Raw genomic sequence first — 18,682 nt, forward strand, 5'->3', positions numbered from 1 at the left:
CGCACAATATGGCTTTATAGGTTTGTAGGTGCCCTCGGCAAGATACCCCAATGTACTATTGTGGGAAATACGAGATACCAGAAAAGGTGGGAGACTTTAATAATATGAGAACTCGTAGGAGTCGCAAATATTGCTCGCGACGCTTTGCTTCCGTAATGAGTGTATTAGCACTCTTTCTTTCTATAATGCTGGTTATCTGCTCGCATCATTCTGTGCATGCGCAAACGGTTTCCGGGCCCGGCATGAAAACTGCTGCGATCCAGATCCGGGATGACCTTTCTATCGGTAACATTCGTAAGGACATCGCACGTCTGTCAAGTCTTGAGACTCGTGTGACAGGCTACCCGCAAGCCGCAAGTGGAAGTAAATACATCTTTGACCGATTCGTCGAAATCGGTTTGCAAAATGTGGAAAGTCGCGAATTTCCGGTCACTGTACCCCTTGACCACAACGACAGTGTCATTGAGGTACTCTCGCCTGAGGCTACTGTTCTACACACCTTTGAACTCACACCGCTCTGGCCCAATCTTGTCCGCACTTCACTCTTAGCAGATGGAATTAAACACACCGTATTAGCAGATGAAACACTGCAAGACATCGCTGAAAGTTACCAAGTTAACGAAGCAACTATCCTCGGAGATAGACGAAACAAATTTCTGGCGACCCCTGTCGTTGAAGGAAGTACCGTATTTATTCCGACAGGCGGTTTATCCGGTCCGCTCCTTTACGCCAATGATGGTCAACTCGCCGATTTCAACGGTACCAACATCGGTGGATTCTGGTATGAGCTCCAAGATGGTGATACCCTCACAACGCTCGCACGACGCTATCGAATCACTGAAGCCAGTATCACCGACGATATACTTAATGAACATCTACAAAAAGCGTCTGATGGCATTGATAACGATGAGGATGGCACTATTGATGAATATGGTGAGATCCCTTTGCTCTCTGAAATTCGAGGATGGGCAACTGATGGTATTGACAACGATGCCGATGGTTGGACAGATGAAGTACCTGGCGACGCTACCGATGGCATTGATAACAACAATGATGGACAAATTGACGAAACCGGTGAGTTCGTCGCCGCCAGCGAATCAAATATCTTCATCCCGAGAGGCGCGATCGTACTCCTTGACTTTAACTCCGTTACCCGTTACATCAACGCTGCAATGCTCGGTGGGACTGCTGTCATTTTTATTGAACCCGAAACCACCATCCGAGGGGAAGCAGAAAACAAGTTTGGCACCGTCCCCGCCAACATCCCGCGATTTTGGATTTCTAAAGAAGATGCCGACGTTCTCACACATTTACTTCAAGAACACCACGCGCAAGGCACTGAGGTGAATGTCCGAGTCAGAGGTAAAATGACTTGGGAACGTCGCGTCGGGCAGAATATACGTGGCTTTTTGGAAGGTGGAGACCCCACGCTACGCGATGAACTCGTCGTTATCACCGCTTATTACGATTCCATGTCTGTCGTGCCAGCTATGGCCCCTGGCGCAGATCCGACTTGCGGGGTCGCAACCCTCATGGAACTCGCGCGCCTCTTTAGTCAACCCCAGTATCGTCCGGGGTACTCCGTCCTCTTTGTCGCTGTTGACGGGCATTTCCAAGGGCTTGCCGGTATGCGCGCCTTTATGGAAGGTATCGGACAGGATATTGTCGGTGCGGCTACTGACTCACCCGGTACGCCGACAATGCACGGACTCCGCCGTGGACTCTCTACAGATATCATCGAATTTGAAGAGTTGGGCAGAAGGCTGCTCTTCTCTATTGACCGAAGCGTTCTCGTCGATCTCCCAGCCGGTTTTTACCACGGTATACACAACGTAAAGGCGGATCTGGACTCGCTCGGAACAACACTTGACGGTTTGGCAAAAACTCGCTCTGAGATCGAAAATCTCACAGAGCAACAGCGAGACTTTTCAGAACGGCAGAAGAAGCAAGCAGATAGAAATCGAAAGCGCGAGAAGCAAGGGTTTACTGGCGAAGAGAAAAGCCGGTTATTGGCAAATCTCGCTCGCTCAAAGAAAGAGGCGTTACAAACAACTCACTTCCTCCGGGATGTCGTTGAAAGGTTAGCTGAAGTACGCACCGTAGCACTCGACACAAGTCGAGAAGCGCAGCACGAATTAATTGTGACGCTTGCACTGCCGATCGCCCGCCTTGATGTATGGGCAGTGGATAAACTCATTCGCGCTGTAGAAACTGGGACTATTGCCGAGTATGCCAGACACCCAAATGACGCATATCTGATTCCCGAACAACAGGGATCCGACTGGCATATACCTGTTCCCGGAGACCTCCCCGAAAACCTCGTCCCTGATATTGAGACGCTTAACAAAACCTTGGCAAACTGGGAAATGAGCGACAAACGTAAATTTGCCCTGATGTGGACCCCTGAAAAAATACTTGACCGACATCTCGATTTACACTCACTCAATAAAGCGAAAAACGCACGCGGCGTTTTGCGAGATGCTACCGACACCCAAGCAGCCGCAATCCAACGCGAAACCCAACTACTTGAAAAGGTCCTCGCACAAATCCCTGACAGTCAACCTGTTGAAGATGGAATTAAGGCAAGCATTCGGAAACTCAAGGAAACGGTATTGTCGCAAGACCCCAGTCAATTGATTTACGGTGGACAGTTCTTATCGAAAGCCGGTGTGGAACGACTAAACACTATTGATACCCAACTCCGACAACGTTTAGCCGAATCCGAGGACTCCGTTGACATCGGTATACTAACAGCTGATCTGCTCAAGGACAAACAGGGTATCTTTGAAATAGCACTTCGGAACGCTCGGTTGGAGCGGACACGTATTGAAAATTTACTCGCAACTGCCGGAACACTCGGACGCGAATATTTGGCTGAAGAACGCCTCATTTTAGAAAACTATCTATCAGACGCTGAGGTGGACCAGGCACTGAAACTCCGTTTACGTATCGCTTCATACATTAATGAAACAGAACTATTGGCGGTCGTCAAAAAACGCGCAGGTACGGACATTATAGCACTCGAAAATCTTATCGAGCGCCTGCCGACGTTGTATGCAGATTTCGACGAGGAGACGAAGACACTCCTGCGTGATAACATGCTAACCCTCCGAAATGCCCGTTTCCGCAACATCCAGAGTCGCGTTGAAAAGATGTTGCGGATTGATACAAGTGAGTACAATCGGAAACTCGGACAGATTGAAGCAGCGATCGCCCTCCAAGACCTGTTCAACCGCTATTATACCTCACTCTATGTGAGTATTGATCTCTCATCTCAATCGGATCAGTTCGGTGTATTCAATAAGGGGTGGTTCTACGACCAACAACCCGAATTTGTGCTGCGTCGTGAGTTTGCCAGTATCGGTAATAAACTTGCCACCTACGCGCAAGATGCCGACTTCGGTGTCCGTATCCGAAAACTTTGGCAATGGACAGATGACCAGATCCGACAGGCAGTTATGGCACGCCAATGGACCGTCGCTAATGGGATTTCCGACAAAACCGCTCTTGAAGGAAAGACCCTTGAAACGTTACTCAGTTCGCACTTCAGCAAACTCACTGGACTCAGCGGTGTGAGCCGACTGATGAAGATGCAGTTTGAGCAGTGGCGCAATCAAGGCGAACCCTCTGAGGATATGCTTAAGGATATGGATTATATCCGAAAAGAGGTTGAACGCTTCATCCGAAACGATGTACGCACTGCAAAGAAAAATCGGAAGAACAGTATTCGTACACGTGAGCAACTCGATGCAATGCTCCGACTGCGACATGAGGATCCAGATACCTTCTCCGATGATGAGATTGAAGACATCAAAACCCTCATTTCAATCGCGGGGCTCGGCGGACAATCCAACTTCGTTAACGCCATATCCGCGAGTGGTGGAAAGACATGGAAAACGTACATCCCTGGTAAAATCGCCTTTGACAGTGAGGTCGCAACGCTTGTTGGGAAAACCGGAATCGCTTTTGCAACCATTGAAGATGCTCGCGTCTTAACCGATACGCCGCTTGATACAATTGACCGCGTTGATTTGGACAAAGACGGGAACCTCCATCAGCAAGCACAAACACTGGCATCAATACTCATCCAAGCACTCCGCGATGAAGAGATGCCGACCGCCGCTCGGGTCGGTAATTTCTACTGTAACCTCTTCGGTGATGTCGTCGAATTCGATGCACGGGAGTCCGCACTTCCCAATAAGCCGGTACCCTACCCCATCCTGACACTTCGTAGAAGGCACAAATCTATGATGGGGGTGCGCGGTGATTTGTTTGTCATGGGCGATAACAAAGGCAACTTTGAAGTTGCCGGATTAGCCATGGAGGGCAGAGCCACACGGCGGCTCGGGGGTGCGCAAGAAGTCGAAGCATACATCCTTGACAAGGATTCAGGGGACATCGTCTTCGCACCGGATTTAGGGAACTACGGCGCGAAACTGCTTCCAAATAAAGTGCCTATTAATACCCGTAGGCGTGGGTGCCGTGTTGTTACATTCCCGTGTGTGTCCACAACTATCTATGATTTGGTTGACCAGCGGTATCTGCGAACCTTGCGGGAACTTGAAATTTACGATGCCCTCACCGATAGCGCACCGGAGAAGTATGGAATGTCCAAACCGTGGCAGCAAGAAGGTGTCTCCGCAGCTGAACCGATCGCCCTCGTCTACAGCGAACCGAATACCCGTATTAAAATCGGAATGGCTTACGGGCAGATTGGGAAACGCCTCCTACTCATCAAAGCGACGAAGAGCGGTATGAAGAACCCCACGCTTTACACCGGTGAAGGGTTTGTCGTCCGTGAAAATGGACGGATCCGTCTTACACCCTACGTCGTTGTGCGAGATATGTGGTGGCTTGATGAGAACCGATCACGGCTCTATAAACGTTTCGGTATCTCCAGCGACCGGCTTGACAAACTGCATCAATTCGCGAATGAATACCTCGCACGCGCCGAGACGGAACTACTCCAAAATGATTATCAACAAGCACTCAAACTCGCACGCGCCGCATGGGGCTATGAATCTCGCGCATACCCAGATGTCAAACAGACTGGTAACGATGTTGTCAACGGTGTGATGTTCTACCTTGCACTACTGATGCCGTTTGCCTACTTTATGGAACGACTCATCTTCGGTTTCCCAAATATCCATAAGCAAATTCTCGGTTCGTTCGGTATCTTTTTACTCGTATTCTTCTTCCTAAGCCAGGTTCACCCTGCCTTCCAGATCACGACGACCCCTGTGATTATCTTGATTGCGTTTGTTGTACTTGCCTTGACGGTTATTGTTATCAGTATTATTGTCCGAAAATTTGAGGAGCAGCTCGAAAAAATTCGGCAAGAGGGCAGCAAAGTTTACAAGGCTGATGTCGGTAGATTGAGTGCAAGTGCCGCAGCGTTTAGCTTGGGGATTTCCAACATGCGGAAACGGAAAGGCCGGACGATCCTGACATGTTGCACGTTGGTAATTCTTACTTTCACGGTTATCTCGTTTACCTCCGTACGAACGTTTATGCATCCGAATAGAACGAGTCTCCCACAGGTGACACCGCGCTATACAGGTCTCCTCATCCGCGACCAATACTGGCGTCCGCTTGAGGAACCGGTGTTGACTTCTGTGCAGAATGACATGCAGAAAACACAAATCACACTTACTGCCTTAGAGAGGCTTCTGGCACGAAAAAGTGAGATACTCGTCAAACAGGGACAACAACCGATTGATGTACCAGAGGCTATCGCTGCTTTAGAACAAGACGGCTTCATTGAACGGGTAGATGAAGAATCCATCGTGACTGTCCGGAACATCGTGGCACCACGGGCTTGGTATCAATCCTCAGGGACTGGGGATCAATCCTTTGTGCAGCTAACACGCACACCAAACATGGCAGATCCATCGCCCCCGACACATCAACTCACCGGTGAAGCATTGACGTTCGCTGCAAACATGCTCGTCGGAATGAATGAAGCAGAACCTGCTGTTAGTGGTATTAATAGATACCTGCAATATGGAAAGTGGTTTGATCCGGCTGATGCCAGTGAATGGCCTACGGAGTGGCCCTATGCGATTGTTCTACCCAAAGGGATGGCAGAATTGCTGAAAATTACCGAAAGCGATATGGGCAAGGCGACCGTTTCTGTCTATGGCGCGGACTTTACTGTCGTCGGTGTGCTCGGCATCGGGTTCAAAGATCTTACAGATAACGATGGCGAAGAACTCACACCCGTCGATTATCAGTTAATGCAACAGCAACGCAGTCGTGGGGCTACAGGTGATGAAACGCTCGAAGGTGAATTGCAGAAATATCTCCACCTCACGCCAGACAGTATTGCTATCCTGCCTTATGAGGTTGTCATGAACCAAGGCGGCACGCTCCGCAGCGTCGCCGTTAATATGGAACCGCGAGAAGATGACCCGAAACTCCTCGGAGCGATTGATAAGTTGGACCTCATCATGGCACCGCTCATGAACCGGATCGCTCTTGACTTCTTCGTCGGACGTGATAAAGATACGTATCTCTATAGTAGTATCGGGATGACGAGTTTCAGTGGAATGGGCAATCTATTCGTACCGATTTTGATTGCCGCGCTCATCGTACTCAACACCATGCTTGGAGCGGTCTATGAACGTGTCCGAGAGATCAGTATTTACAGTTCTGTCGGTCTCGCGCCTGTACATATCGCCTTCCTTTTCCTTGCTGAGGCGTGTGTATACGCTATCGTCGGTGCTGTGCTGGGCTACCTCATGGGGCAGGCAATAGCAACGACACTTGTCCACTTCGGATGGCTCGCTGGGTTGACCCTCAACTATTCCTCAATGTCAACCGTTGTCGCAACAATTATCGTCATGATTGTGGTGCTGCTGAGTACCCTGTATCCGGCAATCAAAGCCTCACGGATGGCTGTCCCTGATATTGAGCGTAAATGGAAACTCCCGGAACCAGAAGGCGATGTGTGGCATTTCAATCTGCCTTTCACCGTCCTTGAAGAAGAGGCACTCGGTTTGAATGTCTTTATGCGCGACTATTTTGAGGCGCACGCCGATGAATCCGCAAGCGATTTCTACACCGACCAAGTCGCATTCAGCGAAACCGTGGAAGATTCATACCAAATCGGAATGATGGTATGGTTGGCACCCTATGACTTGGGTGTGAGCCAATCAATTCAATTTGTTACGTCGCCAGTGGGTGGTGAGGAGGAAGATCTCTATAAAATTACGTTGGATGTACATCGCGAGAGTGGCGAGATCGCCTCTTGGAAACGTGTGAACCGACGGTTCCTCAACCTGCTACGGAAGCAGCTGCTTATCTGGCGGACGTTCAGCGTCGATATCCGGGCGGAGTTCCATGAACGCGGTAGAACCGAAGGCACAGATGCCGCAACGGAGGAAACATCGCAAATGGACCCAGCACTGACACCAGCGGACTAAGGTTTTTTAAACTATTAAATCTGGACTGCCCTCCATTATGTTACGTTTCGGGCAGGTTTAACGAAAATTGGAAACATATAATAGTTCCAAAACCCGATACAGAATTAACCAGCAACCATCGTGAAACGAAATTATGCCTTAAATGGCATAATTTTGCTTCGCAGTGAGAATGCTTTATATTTGGAACGATGCTCAGAGGACCATAGATAAAAAATGGAAAAAGTAGCAACTACTATCATCATCATCGGCAGTTTCTTATGGCTGTTCAGTGTTATCGCTCTTGATGGACGTTGGCAATGGCAAATGTTCTCGGCTCTTGTGCTGACAATTGGTATCTTCTGCGCGCATTTCTGGGAAGAGCTACGAGACACCGACAGCACTAAAGAGTCAGGCGACGAGTGAGAATTAGTTGTCAGTTGTCGATTGTTAGAAAAAATGGGTTCTTACCGATAACTGATAACCAATAAAAGGAGAACATTCAATTTGGCGAGAGAAAGAGTAACACAAGCAGATGAATGGCAAGCTTGGGCACAGCGATACGACATTGAAGGCGGTATCCGTACCTTTGAGTCGGGGTTGACGGTTAAAGTGTTCGTCGGAGCACTTTTCGTCGGCTTGTTAATGATGCCAGGTTCCATCTATCTCAGTTATGTATCCGGCGAATCCGGTGCTGGTGCAGCACCTTGGGTCGCCGTAATTCTATTTACCGAGCTCGCTCGGCGTTCCTTTACAACCGCCCGACGCCAGGAGCTCTATATGCTCCTCGGGTTAACCGGCGCAGCAGTCGGGAGTGGGCTGCAGTACCGAAGTTTTATCTGGTACGCCTACTTCATCAATACCCCCCAGGCGGCTTCCTACGAGATCGCTGACAAAATTCCAGCATGGATTGTACCCGCTGGCCATTCCGTCGGGGTACTTACGCGAAGTTTATTGCATCCCGATTGGTTTCTACCGATTGCCATTTACCTCGCAGGAAAACTCCTCGGAACGTTGCGATTTGTCAGCGGGCAGTATATTTTGTTCCGGCTCACGGCGGACCTCGAACGGCTCCCATATCCGATGGCGCCCATTACGGCACAGGGCGCAACCGCATTGGCTGAAACAACCGGGAAAGAAGAGACTTGGCGATGGCGCGTCTTCTCTATCGGTTCTATGGCAGGGCTAATTTGGGGATTTCTCTATATCGGTGTCCCTTCGCTCACAGGGGTCATGATGAGCCAGCCGATTCAGATTCTGAAGATTCCGTGGATAGATTTCACGCAAAGTATTGAAGGGTTCGCACCAACCGGTGTGTTCGCTTTCCGAACTGACTTCGGACAGATGCTCTTTGGCTTCGTGCTGCCGTTCCCGATCGTCATGACAGAGTTCATTACTGCAATGGCATCGCAATTTATTTTGAACCCGCAAATTCTGTACAGATACGAGATCCTCCACCAGTGGAAACCTGGCTTGGATGTCCGGGGTGTTGGTTTGTTCAACGGGCTGGATTTCTGGATGAGTTATGGCATGGGGAAATCTTTTAGCCTCGCGCTCGTCGGCATGGCGGCTTCAATCCCGATGCTCTTCAAACTACGGAAATCCAAGAAAACAGCTGGCGAACGCGGTTCCTTCGCGACACCACCTAACCGGGGTGATTTTCCAATATGGTTGATGGGATTAATGTGGCTCGTCGGTATGGGTGGATTCGTATGGCTTATCCACTGGATGGTGCCTAACTTCCCGTTAAGTTTCTTACTCGGTTACGCTTTCCTCTACACACCGATTAATTCGTATATTACCGCACGGACTTTCGGTGTCTTAGGACGCGATCTCTTTGAAATACCGTATCTGCACGAAATTACTTTTATTTTGAGCCGATATGAGGAGATAGATATCTGGTTTGCACCGCTGCCAGACGAAGATTACGGACGCGGTACACAGAGTTGGCGGGTACTTGAATTGACAGGCACAACCTTCACTTCAAACCTTGCTGGTACACTTCTGATTATGCCAATTCTGATTGTTAGTGGAATTGTGGTACTTCACTTTATCTGGAAGATTGCTCCTATTCCGAGTGCGCAGTATCCCTTCGCACAGATGATGTGGCCCATTAACGCCACAAATGAATGTCTCTGGAAAACTTCACTGCGGGATGGAAATAGCCAAATGCTTCAAGCAATTCGCGGGGATTATGTCTCCGCTGGATTTACCTCAAGCCTCGCAATCTACGGGATGTTGTGGGTCTTTAAACTACCCTCAATGTGGTTCTACGGTATTATTGGAGGTATTGGGGCTGATCCGGGCAGCATGATCGCACGGCTACTCGGGGCGGTTATCGGGCGATTCTACATGATCAAGCGGTTCGGTATGAAACGCTGGTATATGTTCAATCCAGTGCTCGCAGCAGGGTTTGCGTGTGGGGTCGGTCTCATCGGTATGGGGACCGTTGCTATTGCCCTTGTCTCCAAAGCCGTTATCGTCAAACCATTTTAATAGTTGTCAGTCGTCAGTTATCATGCTTCGCAGTGAGAACAGTTAAGAGGTTTTAGATTTACCCAACAGTTTTAGGCGATCTCAACACCTCTTGTTACTGGCAACTGAAAGGTTTTTTCTGAAAAAAACCGCTCTGACAACTGACAACTGACAACTGATGACTATATAAACATGGACTGGACTGTTTTTGGCTGGGCAGGCATACAACTCGAAATACCCACGACATGGGAACTCAGCGGACTCAGCGGAGACCAGAAAACAGGATATCTCCGACTTGATGATGGAGATATGCCACGCCTCGAACTCAAATGGGCGCATACGCGGCGCAAAAAGCCAGATCTCCATGCAACGCTTGACGAATACTTTAAGTTGATTCGCAAAACTTACAAAAGAAAAGGCACCGAACTCTCCTTCCGCCGGAACGTCAACCTCATTAAAGAGGAAGAATTCTTTGAAGGACGCAACGTCCTCGGTTTTAGCTGGAAAGGGGACATTCGTGCCAATGGATTGATTTTCCACGTCGGGAAACGGATCACAATCGTACAGGTGATGGGACGGCTCAAAGAGAACTGGCGACCCACGGTGCTCCGAATTTTCCAATCAATTGTAGACCGTAGTGAGGCACCACGGACATTGTGGAGTGCTTACGGGCTTAAGTTGGGTGTGCCGAAAGAATACAAATTGGAACGTCAGAAGCTCCTCAGCGGCTATCTACTGTTTGTGTTTGTGGCAAAACGTGTGCGTTTTCAAAGCGCGCTCCGGATCGCTAAACTGGTACATGACCGCGTACGAAAGACGAACGGCTCCGGTGGAAACACGGATTTTACGCCACCCGACGTGGGACGGCTCAGCGTTGAACGATACGGTCCCGCAGAGATGATGTTAGGCGACTATAAAGATGCGTCGAACCCACTGGAAGCATGGTTTCGCGCAAAATACGCAAAAGCGATTCGCGGCTACGGGTTTGAGGTGACCTCTCACATAGATGGAGATGATGAACGGTTGACACTCGTTGGAGAACAGACACGGTTCTACGACGGTGTACCCTTCAGTCCTGTGCTGATACTCGATAAGCTTTCCAAGCGGACAGCATTCGTGTTTCATCTCTGGCGATGCAATCATTCTAATCGTATCTATGTTATCCAGTCTATCGGGAGCGACAATGGGGCCCCGACTGTCCAGAAGGTTGCTGAAAGCATTGAATGCCATAATAGCAATCAGCCGTCAGCCGTCAGCAAAGAGACTCCCGTTAAATGAAACTTCTTAACTGATCGCTGATAGCCGAAAGCCGAAAGCCAATATGCTAAACAGACTTCTTTATTCCCTCAAACTCAAAAAACGTCCCGACATGGACCGGACACAGGTCATGAAGGCGTTCCCCGTGCGGAATCAGGTGATAACTTGGGAAATAGACGATAAGGGCGAAGCCGCGCTCGTTATCCCACAGAAAGAGACGCTCTGGATACGACTCATCAGTAAACTCTTTATGCTTCCTGGGAAAAGGGTGATTGTGCTCGATTCTATCGGCACTTACGTCTGGCAGATGTGTGACGGCAAGCATACCATTTCACAGATTACCAACCGCGTCCAAAAGCAGTACCAATTGACACGAAAAGAGGCAGAAACCTCGCTCTTTACGTTTATGCAGCAGCTCGGCAAGCGGAACTTTATACAGTTTGCTATTCCGCAACAAAATGCCACCGCAGCACCCTTGGAACCCGAACCTGCAAAACCGGGACTTCTTGGATTCCTACAGAGACGGTAAAATGGTTATCGAGAACTGACAACCAGTAAGGAGAGAAAAATGAACGAACAAATAGGTGATGTTGGCGCAGCTTTCGCCGAAACACCAGAACGTTTCGAGCGTCTCATTCCCAAGGAAAATACAGTCCGCGTCCGAAATCTCATCAAACGGTACGAGATGGGGACACAAACTGTTGATGCGCTCCGCGGGGTCAATTTCCAAATCCAGCGCGGTGAATACATCTCAATCATGGGACCCTCCGGTTCCGGGAAATCAACGCTCTTTAATATGATTGGTGGATTGGATAAACCCACTGAAGGCAGAGTCTATATTGATGAAGTGGACATCGCCCAACTCGATGCCTACGAACTCGCGTGGCTCCGCTGCCGAAAGATCGGCTATATTTTCCAATCGTTCAACCTCATCCCGGTTATGACGGCACTTGAGAACGTCTCGCTTCCGATGATTTTCGCCGGTATGAGTGCTGACGAGAGTAGAGAGAAAGGCGTTGACCTCCTCTCACTCGTTGGACTCGGGGACCGCGTGCAGCACAAACCGTTAGAACTCTCCGGTGGACAGCAGCAGCGTGTCGCAATCGCACGTTCTCTCGCAAACGACCCAGCGATTGTCCTTGCCGATGAACCGACAGGCAACCTTGACACCAAAACCGGGTTGGAGATCATCGCCTTACTCCGTCGCCTCAACGATGAAAACGGTGTAACCATCATCACAGCCACCCACGACCACAAGATGTTAGATGTCTCTGACCGTATCTTCCACATGGCAGATGGCAAAGTAGACAAAATTGAGTCCCGCGATGAGATTGATCTCCACGTCGGTAAATTAGACGGTGAAGAAGTAGGGTAAATAGTTTAGAGTTATAAGTTATAAGTTTTTAGTTAAGAGGGTTCCGATTGTTCAATATCTTTTGGCAACCGTCGGTATTTCAATTGAGAAACGACGGGTACAAAGAGATAATCAAGCATCAGAAACCAGACTTATAACTTATAACTAACAACTAATAACTCCTAAAATATGAGCATTTATAAACGCTTGGGCATCCGCACAATTATCAATGGCAACGCAACGCTCACGCGACGCGGTGGTTCCATTATGCCACCTGAAGTCATCGCCGCGATGGCTGATGCTTCCAAGCACTTTGTAGACATCATCGAACTCCAAAAACGGGTCGGTGAAGAAATCGCGAAGCGCACCCACAACGAAGCAGCCTATGTTTCTTGTGGTGCCGCCGCTGCCTTGACGCTCAGCACCGCCGCATGTATCACCGGGTTGGATGCTGCCAAGCGTGAAAAATTGCCGCATCTCGACGCGTCAATGAAAAGCGAAGTCATTGTCCATCGCCACGGTCGCGTCGGATACGATTTTGCCGTCCGCCAGGTCGGTGTCACGTTTGTCGAGATAGGCGACGAGAACGGAACACTCCCCGACGAATTAGAAAGTGCCATCACTGAGAAAACCGCTGCGATCTTCTACTTCGCCAACCCCGGTAGAGAACACCTCTGGGTGCCTTACGCGGAAGCCATCGTAATCGCAAAAAGGTACGATGTTCCGCTTATCGTTGATGCAGCAGCGCAGCTGCCACCGCCTGAGAACTTATGGCGTTTCACACAAATGGGCGCGGATTTGGCACTCTTTAGCGGCGGGAAAGGTTTGTGTGGCCCCCAGAGTAGCGGATTAACCGTTGGAAAAAAATCACTGATTGAGGCAATCGCCTTCAACGGACCACCTCACCCCTTTATTGGTAGAGGTATGAAAGTAGGTAAAGAAGAGTTGGTAGGGCTGCTTGCCGCTGTCGAATGGTATTTGGATCAGGACCATGAAGCGTTACAGCAATCTTATGAAGATCAGGTTACCTACTATGACGAAGTGTTCGCGGACACGCAAGGCGTTACAGTCCATCGGAGTTTTCCTTCCGAAGCCGGGCAACCGATGCCTCGCACCGAAATCCGATTTGACGAGGAACACCTCGGCATCACACGAAACGAAATTCTTCAGCAACTCGCGGAAGGTGAACCCGCTATTGACATCGCAGGCGCAGGCGCGAACGGTGTACTGATTAACGGGCAGACCCTGATGCCCGGAGAAGTAGAAATTATCGCCCAAAGACTAAAGGAAATCATTTTATAGTGAAGTCCATAAATAAGTGGACATCTTTGTAGCATAAACTTCCAGTTTGTGCTCTTTGTAGCATAAACTTCATAAACTTCCAGTTTGTGCTCTTTGTAGCATAGGTTGTTAGCCTGTGCCAGTCTGAATGTTTGTTATAGGTATTCAGACTGTTTGAGAGTGCCCAATTAATTATAGGTTTACTATAAGCCCGCGTACCCTAAACCCCTGCTGACCGGAGCGCAAGGAAAGTTAAAAAAATGAAACTGAACAACGGTATTCGCCTGACATGGCTCGGACATTCCACCTTCAAAATCGAAGCGGATGGACAAACGCTCCTCATTGATCCGTGGGTGACAAACAACCCCGTCTGCCCCGATGCTCTCAAAACCTTTGACGCGCTTGATGTGATACTCATAACGCACGGACACGCCGACCATATTAGCGATGCCGTGCCACTCGCCAAAGAACATACACCAACAGTCGTGTCTATCGTCGAAATCGCCGGATGGCTCGGTAAACAGGGTGTTGACAATACAATTGGGATGAATAAGGGTGGCACTGTCACTGTCGGCGGCACGAAGGCGACGATGGTTTCCGCAAACCATAGCAGTAGTTTCACAGAGGAAAACGGCACAACGGTCTATCTCGGTGAACCAGCAGGTTATGTGATAGAGTTCGCAAACGGCTATAAAATCTACCACGCTGGAGATACAAACGTCTTTGGGGATATGCGGATTATCGGTGAAATCTACCAACCCAATCTCGCACTACTCCCTATCGGTGACCATTTCACAATGGGACCGCGTGAAGCCGCCTACGCCGCGCAGCTGCTCAACGTCCCAGCAATCCTACCCATCCATTACGGCACCTTCCCACTCTTAACAGGCACACCGGAGGCGTTACGTCAATTGACTGCTTCTCAAGATGTGGAAATTATCACGTTAGAAGTTGGGGAAACATTAGACTAAGACATCCCGATAAGGCCCGTGGAGCCCAAAAGCATTAACAGTCTGGAGCAGCTCGCGTGGGTTTCCTGTATCGTAACGCTGACCTGCGACGCGATAACCCGACATACCTTCCCGCTTGATCATCTCTGCCATCGCATCCCGTAATTGAATCTCGCCGTGCGTTACAATTCGGTGCCTGTAATTGTAGTCCAGTATATCAAAGAGGAGTGGTGTAAGGAGGTCTATGCCGAAGTTGCAGAGATACTGCTGCGCGGGGATACCTTCAACACGAAGATGTTCTTGTGCAAACTCGACCGTCGGTTTTTCGGAGATTTGGTGTAGTGTATAAAGCCGTTCGGATTTAGCACAAGGGCTGCCGTGAATGATGCCGTTGAGCGAGAGCTCGCTTTCGTGGCAGAGATCCAAACTCGTCACAGACTGCCCAACTTGTGCATAGACATCCACGAGTTGTTTGGCGCATGAGGTCTCTGATTCTGAAATATAGAGATGGTCGCCGAGCAGAATCATAACTGGCTCACCCGCTGCGAAATCTTTTGCACAATAGATGGCGTGTCCGAAACCTTCCGGTTTCTCCTGAATAGCGAAATGCAACCGCTGCCCTATTTCTGCCAATCGGTCCGCTTGTGCTGCCAATTCCGGATTTTCGAGAATCGCATCGGGAACGGTACCAGAGAAATAGTCGGTGATTGGATCGACTTGTTGGGGTTGTGCAACAATACATACCGCTTCCACACCGGCTGATAAAGCCTCCTCAATAATCAACTGAATGACCGGTTTTGCGATCCCGTCTTGCGCGATAATTGGAAAGAGTGCTTTCGGCACGGCTTTCGTTGCGGGGAAAAGACGCGTCCCGTATCCAGCAATAGGGATAACTGCTTTTTGGATTAGTTTCATAAGACTTGACCTTAAGCGAAGATGTCCGCCTAATTTTGGCGGACATCTGATTTTCAACACACTGCGTATTTTATATCGGTAGTGTAGATTTCAAAGGAGACCTATTGGGAGGTTTTGAGTTTACCCCAAGTTGTCGCCATTTTTCCAGCGGCATCAACGTCTAACGCACCTTCAATCCCGTCACCGAGTTTTGCGACTTCATCATCGGTAAGCGTCACGTCGAAGATAACGACTTCATCAATAATACCTTCCCACTGGCAGCGTTTGCCACAGCCGGGATCTGCACCGATGTAAACTTCTTCAGGGGATGCCCACGGTGGTCCCTTGGCATCCTCACTGTTCTGTAGCTTACCATTAACGTAAACATGGAGTTTCGATCCATCCCATGTACCGACGAGATGCACCCACTCTTTAGCGGGGATTTCATCGCCGAGGACTTCAAGTTTCGCACCGCCGTTTGCGGCTCGGATGTGGAACGCTGCCTTCGTGCTATTTTCGCCATTCTCGTGCGCGCCCGTTCCGAGTAAGAACTGCGACCAGGTTGAACATCCAAGTCCTTTCCAGATAACACATTTACCTGTCGGATCTTCCGCGGCATAAACCCAAGCGTGTATCGAAAAACCATCAGATTCCTTGAAATCCAAGGCGGCTAACGTTTTATCTTCACCCTTGGTACCAAGTTTAACCCAAGTATCCGCGCCGTTAAACTCCAACCCGCCGCCGAATTTGCCTTTCGCCCACTTCAGGTCGCCAACAAATTCACCATCGGTGCCGTTACCAGAGAGGTCTTTTACTTCCTTACCTTTTCCTTCTTCAAACGTCCACATCCCCGCAATTGTATCTTCATCAAGATTCGCATCGCTTGTGGGTATCATCGCAAAACTAAGCGCGATGATAGCAATTGCAGTAAGTGTGTAACTCAGATAGCGTGTTGCCAAAAACATACTTATCTCCTCTAAGTGGTCGCTATCAAACGACCGCTATGCTGTTATTTTTTCATCTAATTGAGGCACGGAAACCTCAGTTGATAACCTGTGGGTGGGATTTCGGTTTCCGTATGTCTCTTTTTACTTTCTCAATCCTTTGAGGTATCCCCAAGTTGTTGAGAGTTTTCCAGCGGGTTCCACAGGCAATTGATCGCTTTTCGATTCAAAATTCTGCTTGACCTCGTCTTCCTCAAGGATCCGGTCGTAGATACGGACGTTATCTATCATACCGATGAGGTATCTGCCATCGTGTTCACTGCCGATACGGCGTTCCTTCATGTTTTCAGGTGTACCACCAGCACCGCCTTCGTCAACTAACTCACCATCAACATAAAGTTTGAGTTCGTCGTCTTTAGTATTGCTGGTGTAAATAATGTGATACCAAGTATCAGTTTCAGCGGCTAAGCGAATCTTGACACCGTCGTTCTTATGAACCTGAATCTGGTTTCCTTCAAATTTGAAGTGGACTTTGCCAGCAGCCCACAGCCACGTCGAAACAATGCCTTGAATCCCACCAAACTGACCCTCCAAGGCATAGCATTCAATAGACACAAATTCAAAATCACCCATATCAGGGATTTTAACGTAGTTGTCGGCTTTCCCCTCAAATTCCATCGCGTCTCCAGTGCCATCTGTTGCCCCTTCAACAAATTTGAGCTTACCGACGAGTTCAGCATCGTTTTCACCCAGAAGGTCTTTGACGACCTTGCCATCCACATCTGCCTCATTGAGCGTATATACGGCAACGAGTCCGTCTGTTACGAAATCTTGTGCATCAGCCGCGGGAACATAGCAGAATGCTGTCAGGAGTGCGGCGATTACACAGATTACTCTCATATTTTTTAACATTTGAATTGCTCCTTTTGATTATGGAAATTAGATCCTATCTGTAAGCGCGCCTATTTTTTATAGACACATCTCTTATGTTTTAGTTTACTAAAACCTATTCATACATTTTAACTTATGCTTTTTCGGTTTGTCAAGTCAATTGCATCCGTTTCGGCAAGTTTCTGTGCAAGCGTAAGGTTATCCTCATAGACAGTTTTGATTAACTCCTCAATATCGGGTTCCTGAACCGATATATCTACAATTCTGAATTTCTGGAGTATTGCACCGATAAGGTCTGCCGTGCTAATTGCATCTGGCGAAAACCGATACTGCACTCGACTCTCTTCTTGATAGATAATCTGAGCGTTAGGAATACTGATGTCTGAGTAGGTTTCGGCATAATCGACGCTCAAAATCCGTTCCGTCGAAAGCAACCGCCTGAGTGCGGCGAGTTCCCCGTCAAAGCAGAGTCTCGCATTGTCAATAAGAATCACGCGTTTGCAGAGTTTTTCGACATCGTCTAAGTCGTGTGTTGTTAAGACGACCGTGACCTGTCGCTCGGCGTTAATTTGCGCAATGAACTCGCGGATACGTGCCTTCGCAACCACATCTAATCCGATCGTCGGTTCATCAAGGAACAACACATCCGGATTGTGCAGAAGCGCAGCGGCAATATCCGCACGCATCCGTTGACCGAGGCTCAACTGACGAACGGGGGTCTGAAAAAAATCACCAAGCCCAAGCAACGCGTCGAACACCTCTACATTGTGACGATATTGTGACTCTGGAATCCGATAGATACGCTGCAGCAACTCGAACGATTCTTGCACCGGTAGATCAAACCACAAATGTGAACGCTGCCCAAACACGACTCCGATACGTTTGGCGTTCTCCTTCCGCTGACGATGGGGGATATAACCGTTTACTGTTACACTGCCGGATGTAGGCACCAAAATACCTGTTAACATTTTGATGGTTGTTGACTTTCCAGCCCCGTTCGGTCCTAAATACCCGATGATTTCACCGCGTGCTACGGAGAATGAAACGCTGTCCACCGCTCGAACAAGGCGATGTTTGCGAGAGAAAAGGTTCATGAAACTCCCGAAAAAACCTTTGCGGTGGTGATAGACTTTGAAGGTTTTGCTAAGGTTATTAACTTCAATCATATTTTTAAGGGTTGTCGGTACGATTTTTCTGCGAAAAATCTTACTGATAACCACTCCCTCTGACAACCAT

Annotated in this window: 12 protein-coding genes; 8 read left to right on the plus strand and 4 right to left on the minus strand. The window is 48.9% G+C overall.

All coding sequences use genetic code 11. The annotated features are described in order from the left end of the window. Window positions 1–104 precede the first annotated feature (104 nt). The 8 genes from OXH00_01660 (at window position 105) to OXH00_01695 (ending at window position 14,738) form a co-directional block, all read left to right on the plus strand. On the plus strand, window positions 105–7,424 hold the full coding sequence (locus OXH00_01660; GenBank protein MCY3739706.1) for a M28 family peptidase: 7,320 nt from the start codon (window positions 105–107) through the stop codon (window positions 7,422–7,424). Window positions 7,425–7,637: 213 nt separating this feature from the next. Further along, window positions 7,638–7,826 (plus strand): hypothetical protein, encoded by a 189-nt coding sequence (locus OXH00_01665; protein ID MCY3739707.1) that lies wholly within the window; start codon window positions 7,638–7,640, stop codon window positions 7,824–7,826. An 81-nt stretch (window positions 7,827–7,907) separates the two neighbouring features. Further along, window positions 7,908–9,896, plus strand: a complete 1,989-nt coding sequence (locus OXH00_01670) for a hypothetical protein (GenBank protein ID MCY3739708.1) — start codon at window positions 7,908–7,910, stop codon at window positions 9,894–9,896. 171 nt (window positions 9,897–10,067) lie between these two features. Further along, window positions 10,068–11,153 (plus strand): hypothetical protein, encoded by a 1,086-nt coding sequence (locus OXH00_01675; protein ID MCY3739709.1) that lies wholly within the window; start codon window positions 10,068–10,070, stop codon window positions 11,151–11,153. 43 nt (window positions 11,154–11,196) lie between these two features. Further along, window positions 11,197–11,661, plus strand: coding sequence for a PqqD family protein (locus tag OXH00_01680; GenBank protein MCY3739710.1), 465 nt, complete (start codon window positions 11,197–11,199; stop codon window positions 11,659–11,661). 156 nt (window positions 11,662–11,817) lie between these two features. Then, on the plus strand, window positions 11,818–12,507 hold the full coding sequence (locus OXH00_01685; GenBank protein MCY3739711.1) for an ABC transporter ATP-binding protein: 690 nt from the start codon (window positions 11,818–11,820) through the stop codon (window positions 12,505–12,507). A 168-nt stretch (window positions 12,508–12,675) separates the two neighbouring features. Next, window positions 12,676–13,788, plus strand: a complete 1,113-nt coding sequence (locus tag OXH00_01690) for an aminotransferase class V-fold PLP-dependent enzyme (GenBank protein MCY3739712.1) — start codon at window positions 12,676–12,678, stop codon at window positions 13,786–13,788. Window positions 13,789–14,027: 239 nt separating this feature from the next. Continuing rightward, window positions 14,028–14,738 (plus strand): metal-dependent hydrolase, encoded by a 711-nt coding sequence (locus OXH00_01695; protein ID MCY3739713.1) that lies wholly within the window; start codon window positions 14,028–14,030, stop codon window positions 14,736–14,738. On the opposite strand, the gene OXH00_01700 is transcribed toward OXH00_01695, so the two are convergent. From OXH00_01700 to OXH00_01715, 4 genes are all read right to left on the minus strand, one after another. Next, entirely contained in the window at window positions 14,730–15,632 is a 903-nt protein-coding gene (locus OXH00_01700) for a sugar phosphate nucleotidyltransferase (protein MCY3739714.1), read from the minus strand. The genes OXH00_01695 and OXH00_01700 overlap by 9 nt on opposite strands. Window positions 15,633–15,733: 101 nt before the next feature. Next, window positions 15,734–16,576 carry a LamG domain-containing protein gene (locus OXH00_01705; GenBank protein MCY3739715.1) on the minus strand — a complete coding sequence of 281 codons (843 nt, stop codon included), beginning with the start codon at window positions 16,574–16,576 and terminating at the stop codon, window positions 15,734–15,736. 123 nt (window positions 16,577–16,699) lie between these two features. After that, window positions 16,700–17,467, minus strand: coding sequence for a LamG domain-containing protein (locus OXH00_01710; protein ID MCY3739716.1), 768 nt, complete (start codon window positions 17,465–17,467; stop codon window positions 16,700–16,702). Window positions 17,468–17,574: 107 nt separating this feature from the next. Beyond that, entirely contained in the window at window positions 17,575–18,612 is a 1,038-nt protein-coding gene (locus OXH00_01715; protein ID MCY3739717.1) for an ATP-binding cassette domain-containing protein, read from the minus strand. Between the last annotated feature and the right edge of the window lie 70 nt (window positions 18,613–18,682).

It is taken from the genome of Candidatus Poribacteria bacterium, from assembly GCA_026706025.1.
In the GTDB taxonomy this organism is placed as follows: Bacteria; Poribacteria; WGA-4E; order WGA-4E; family WGA-3G; genus WGA-3G.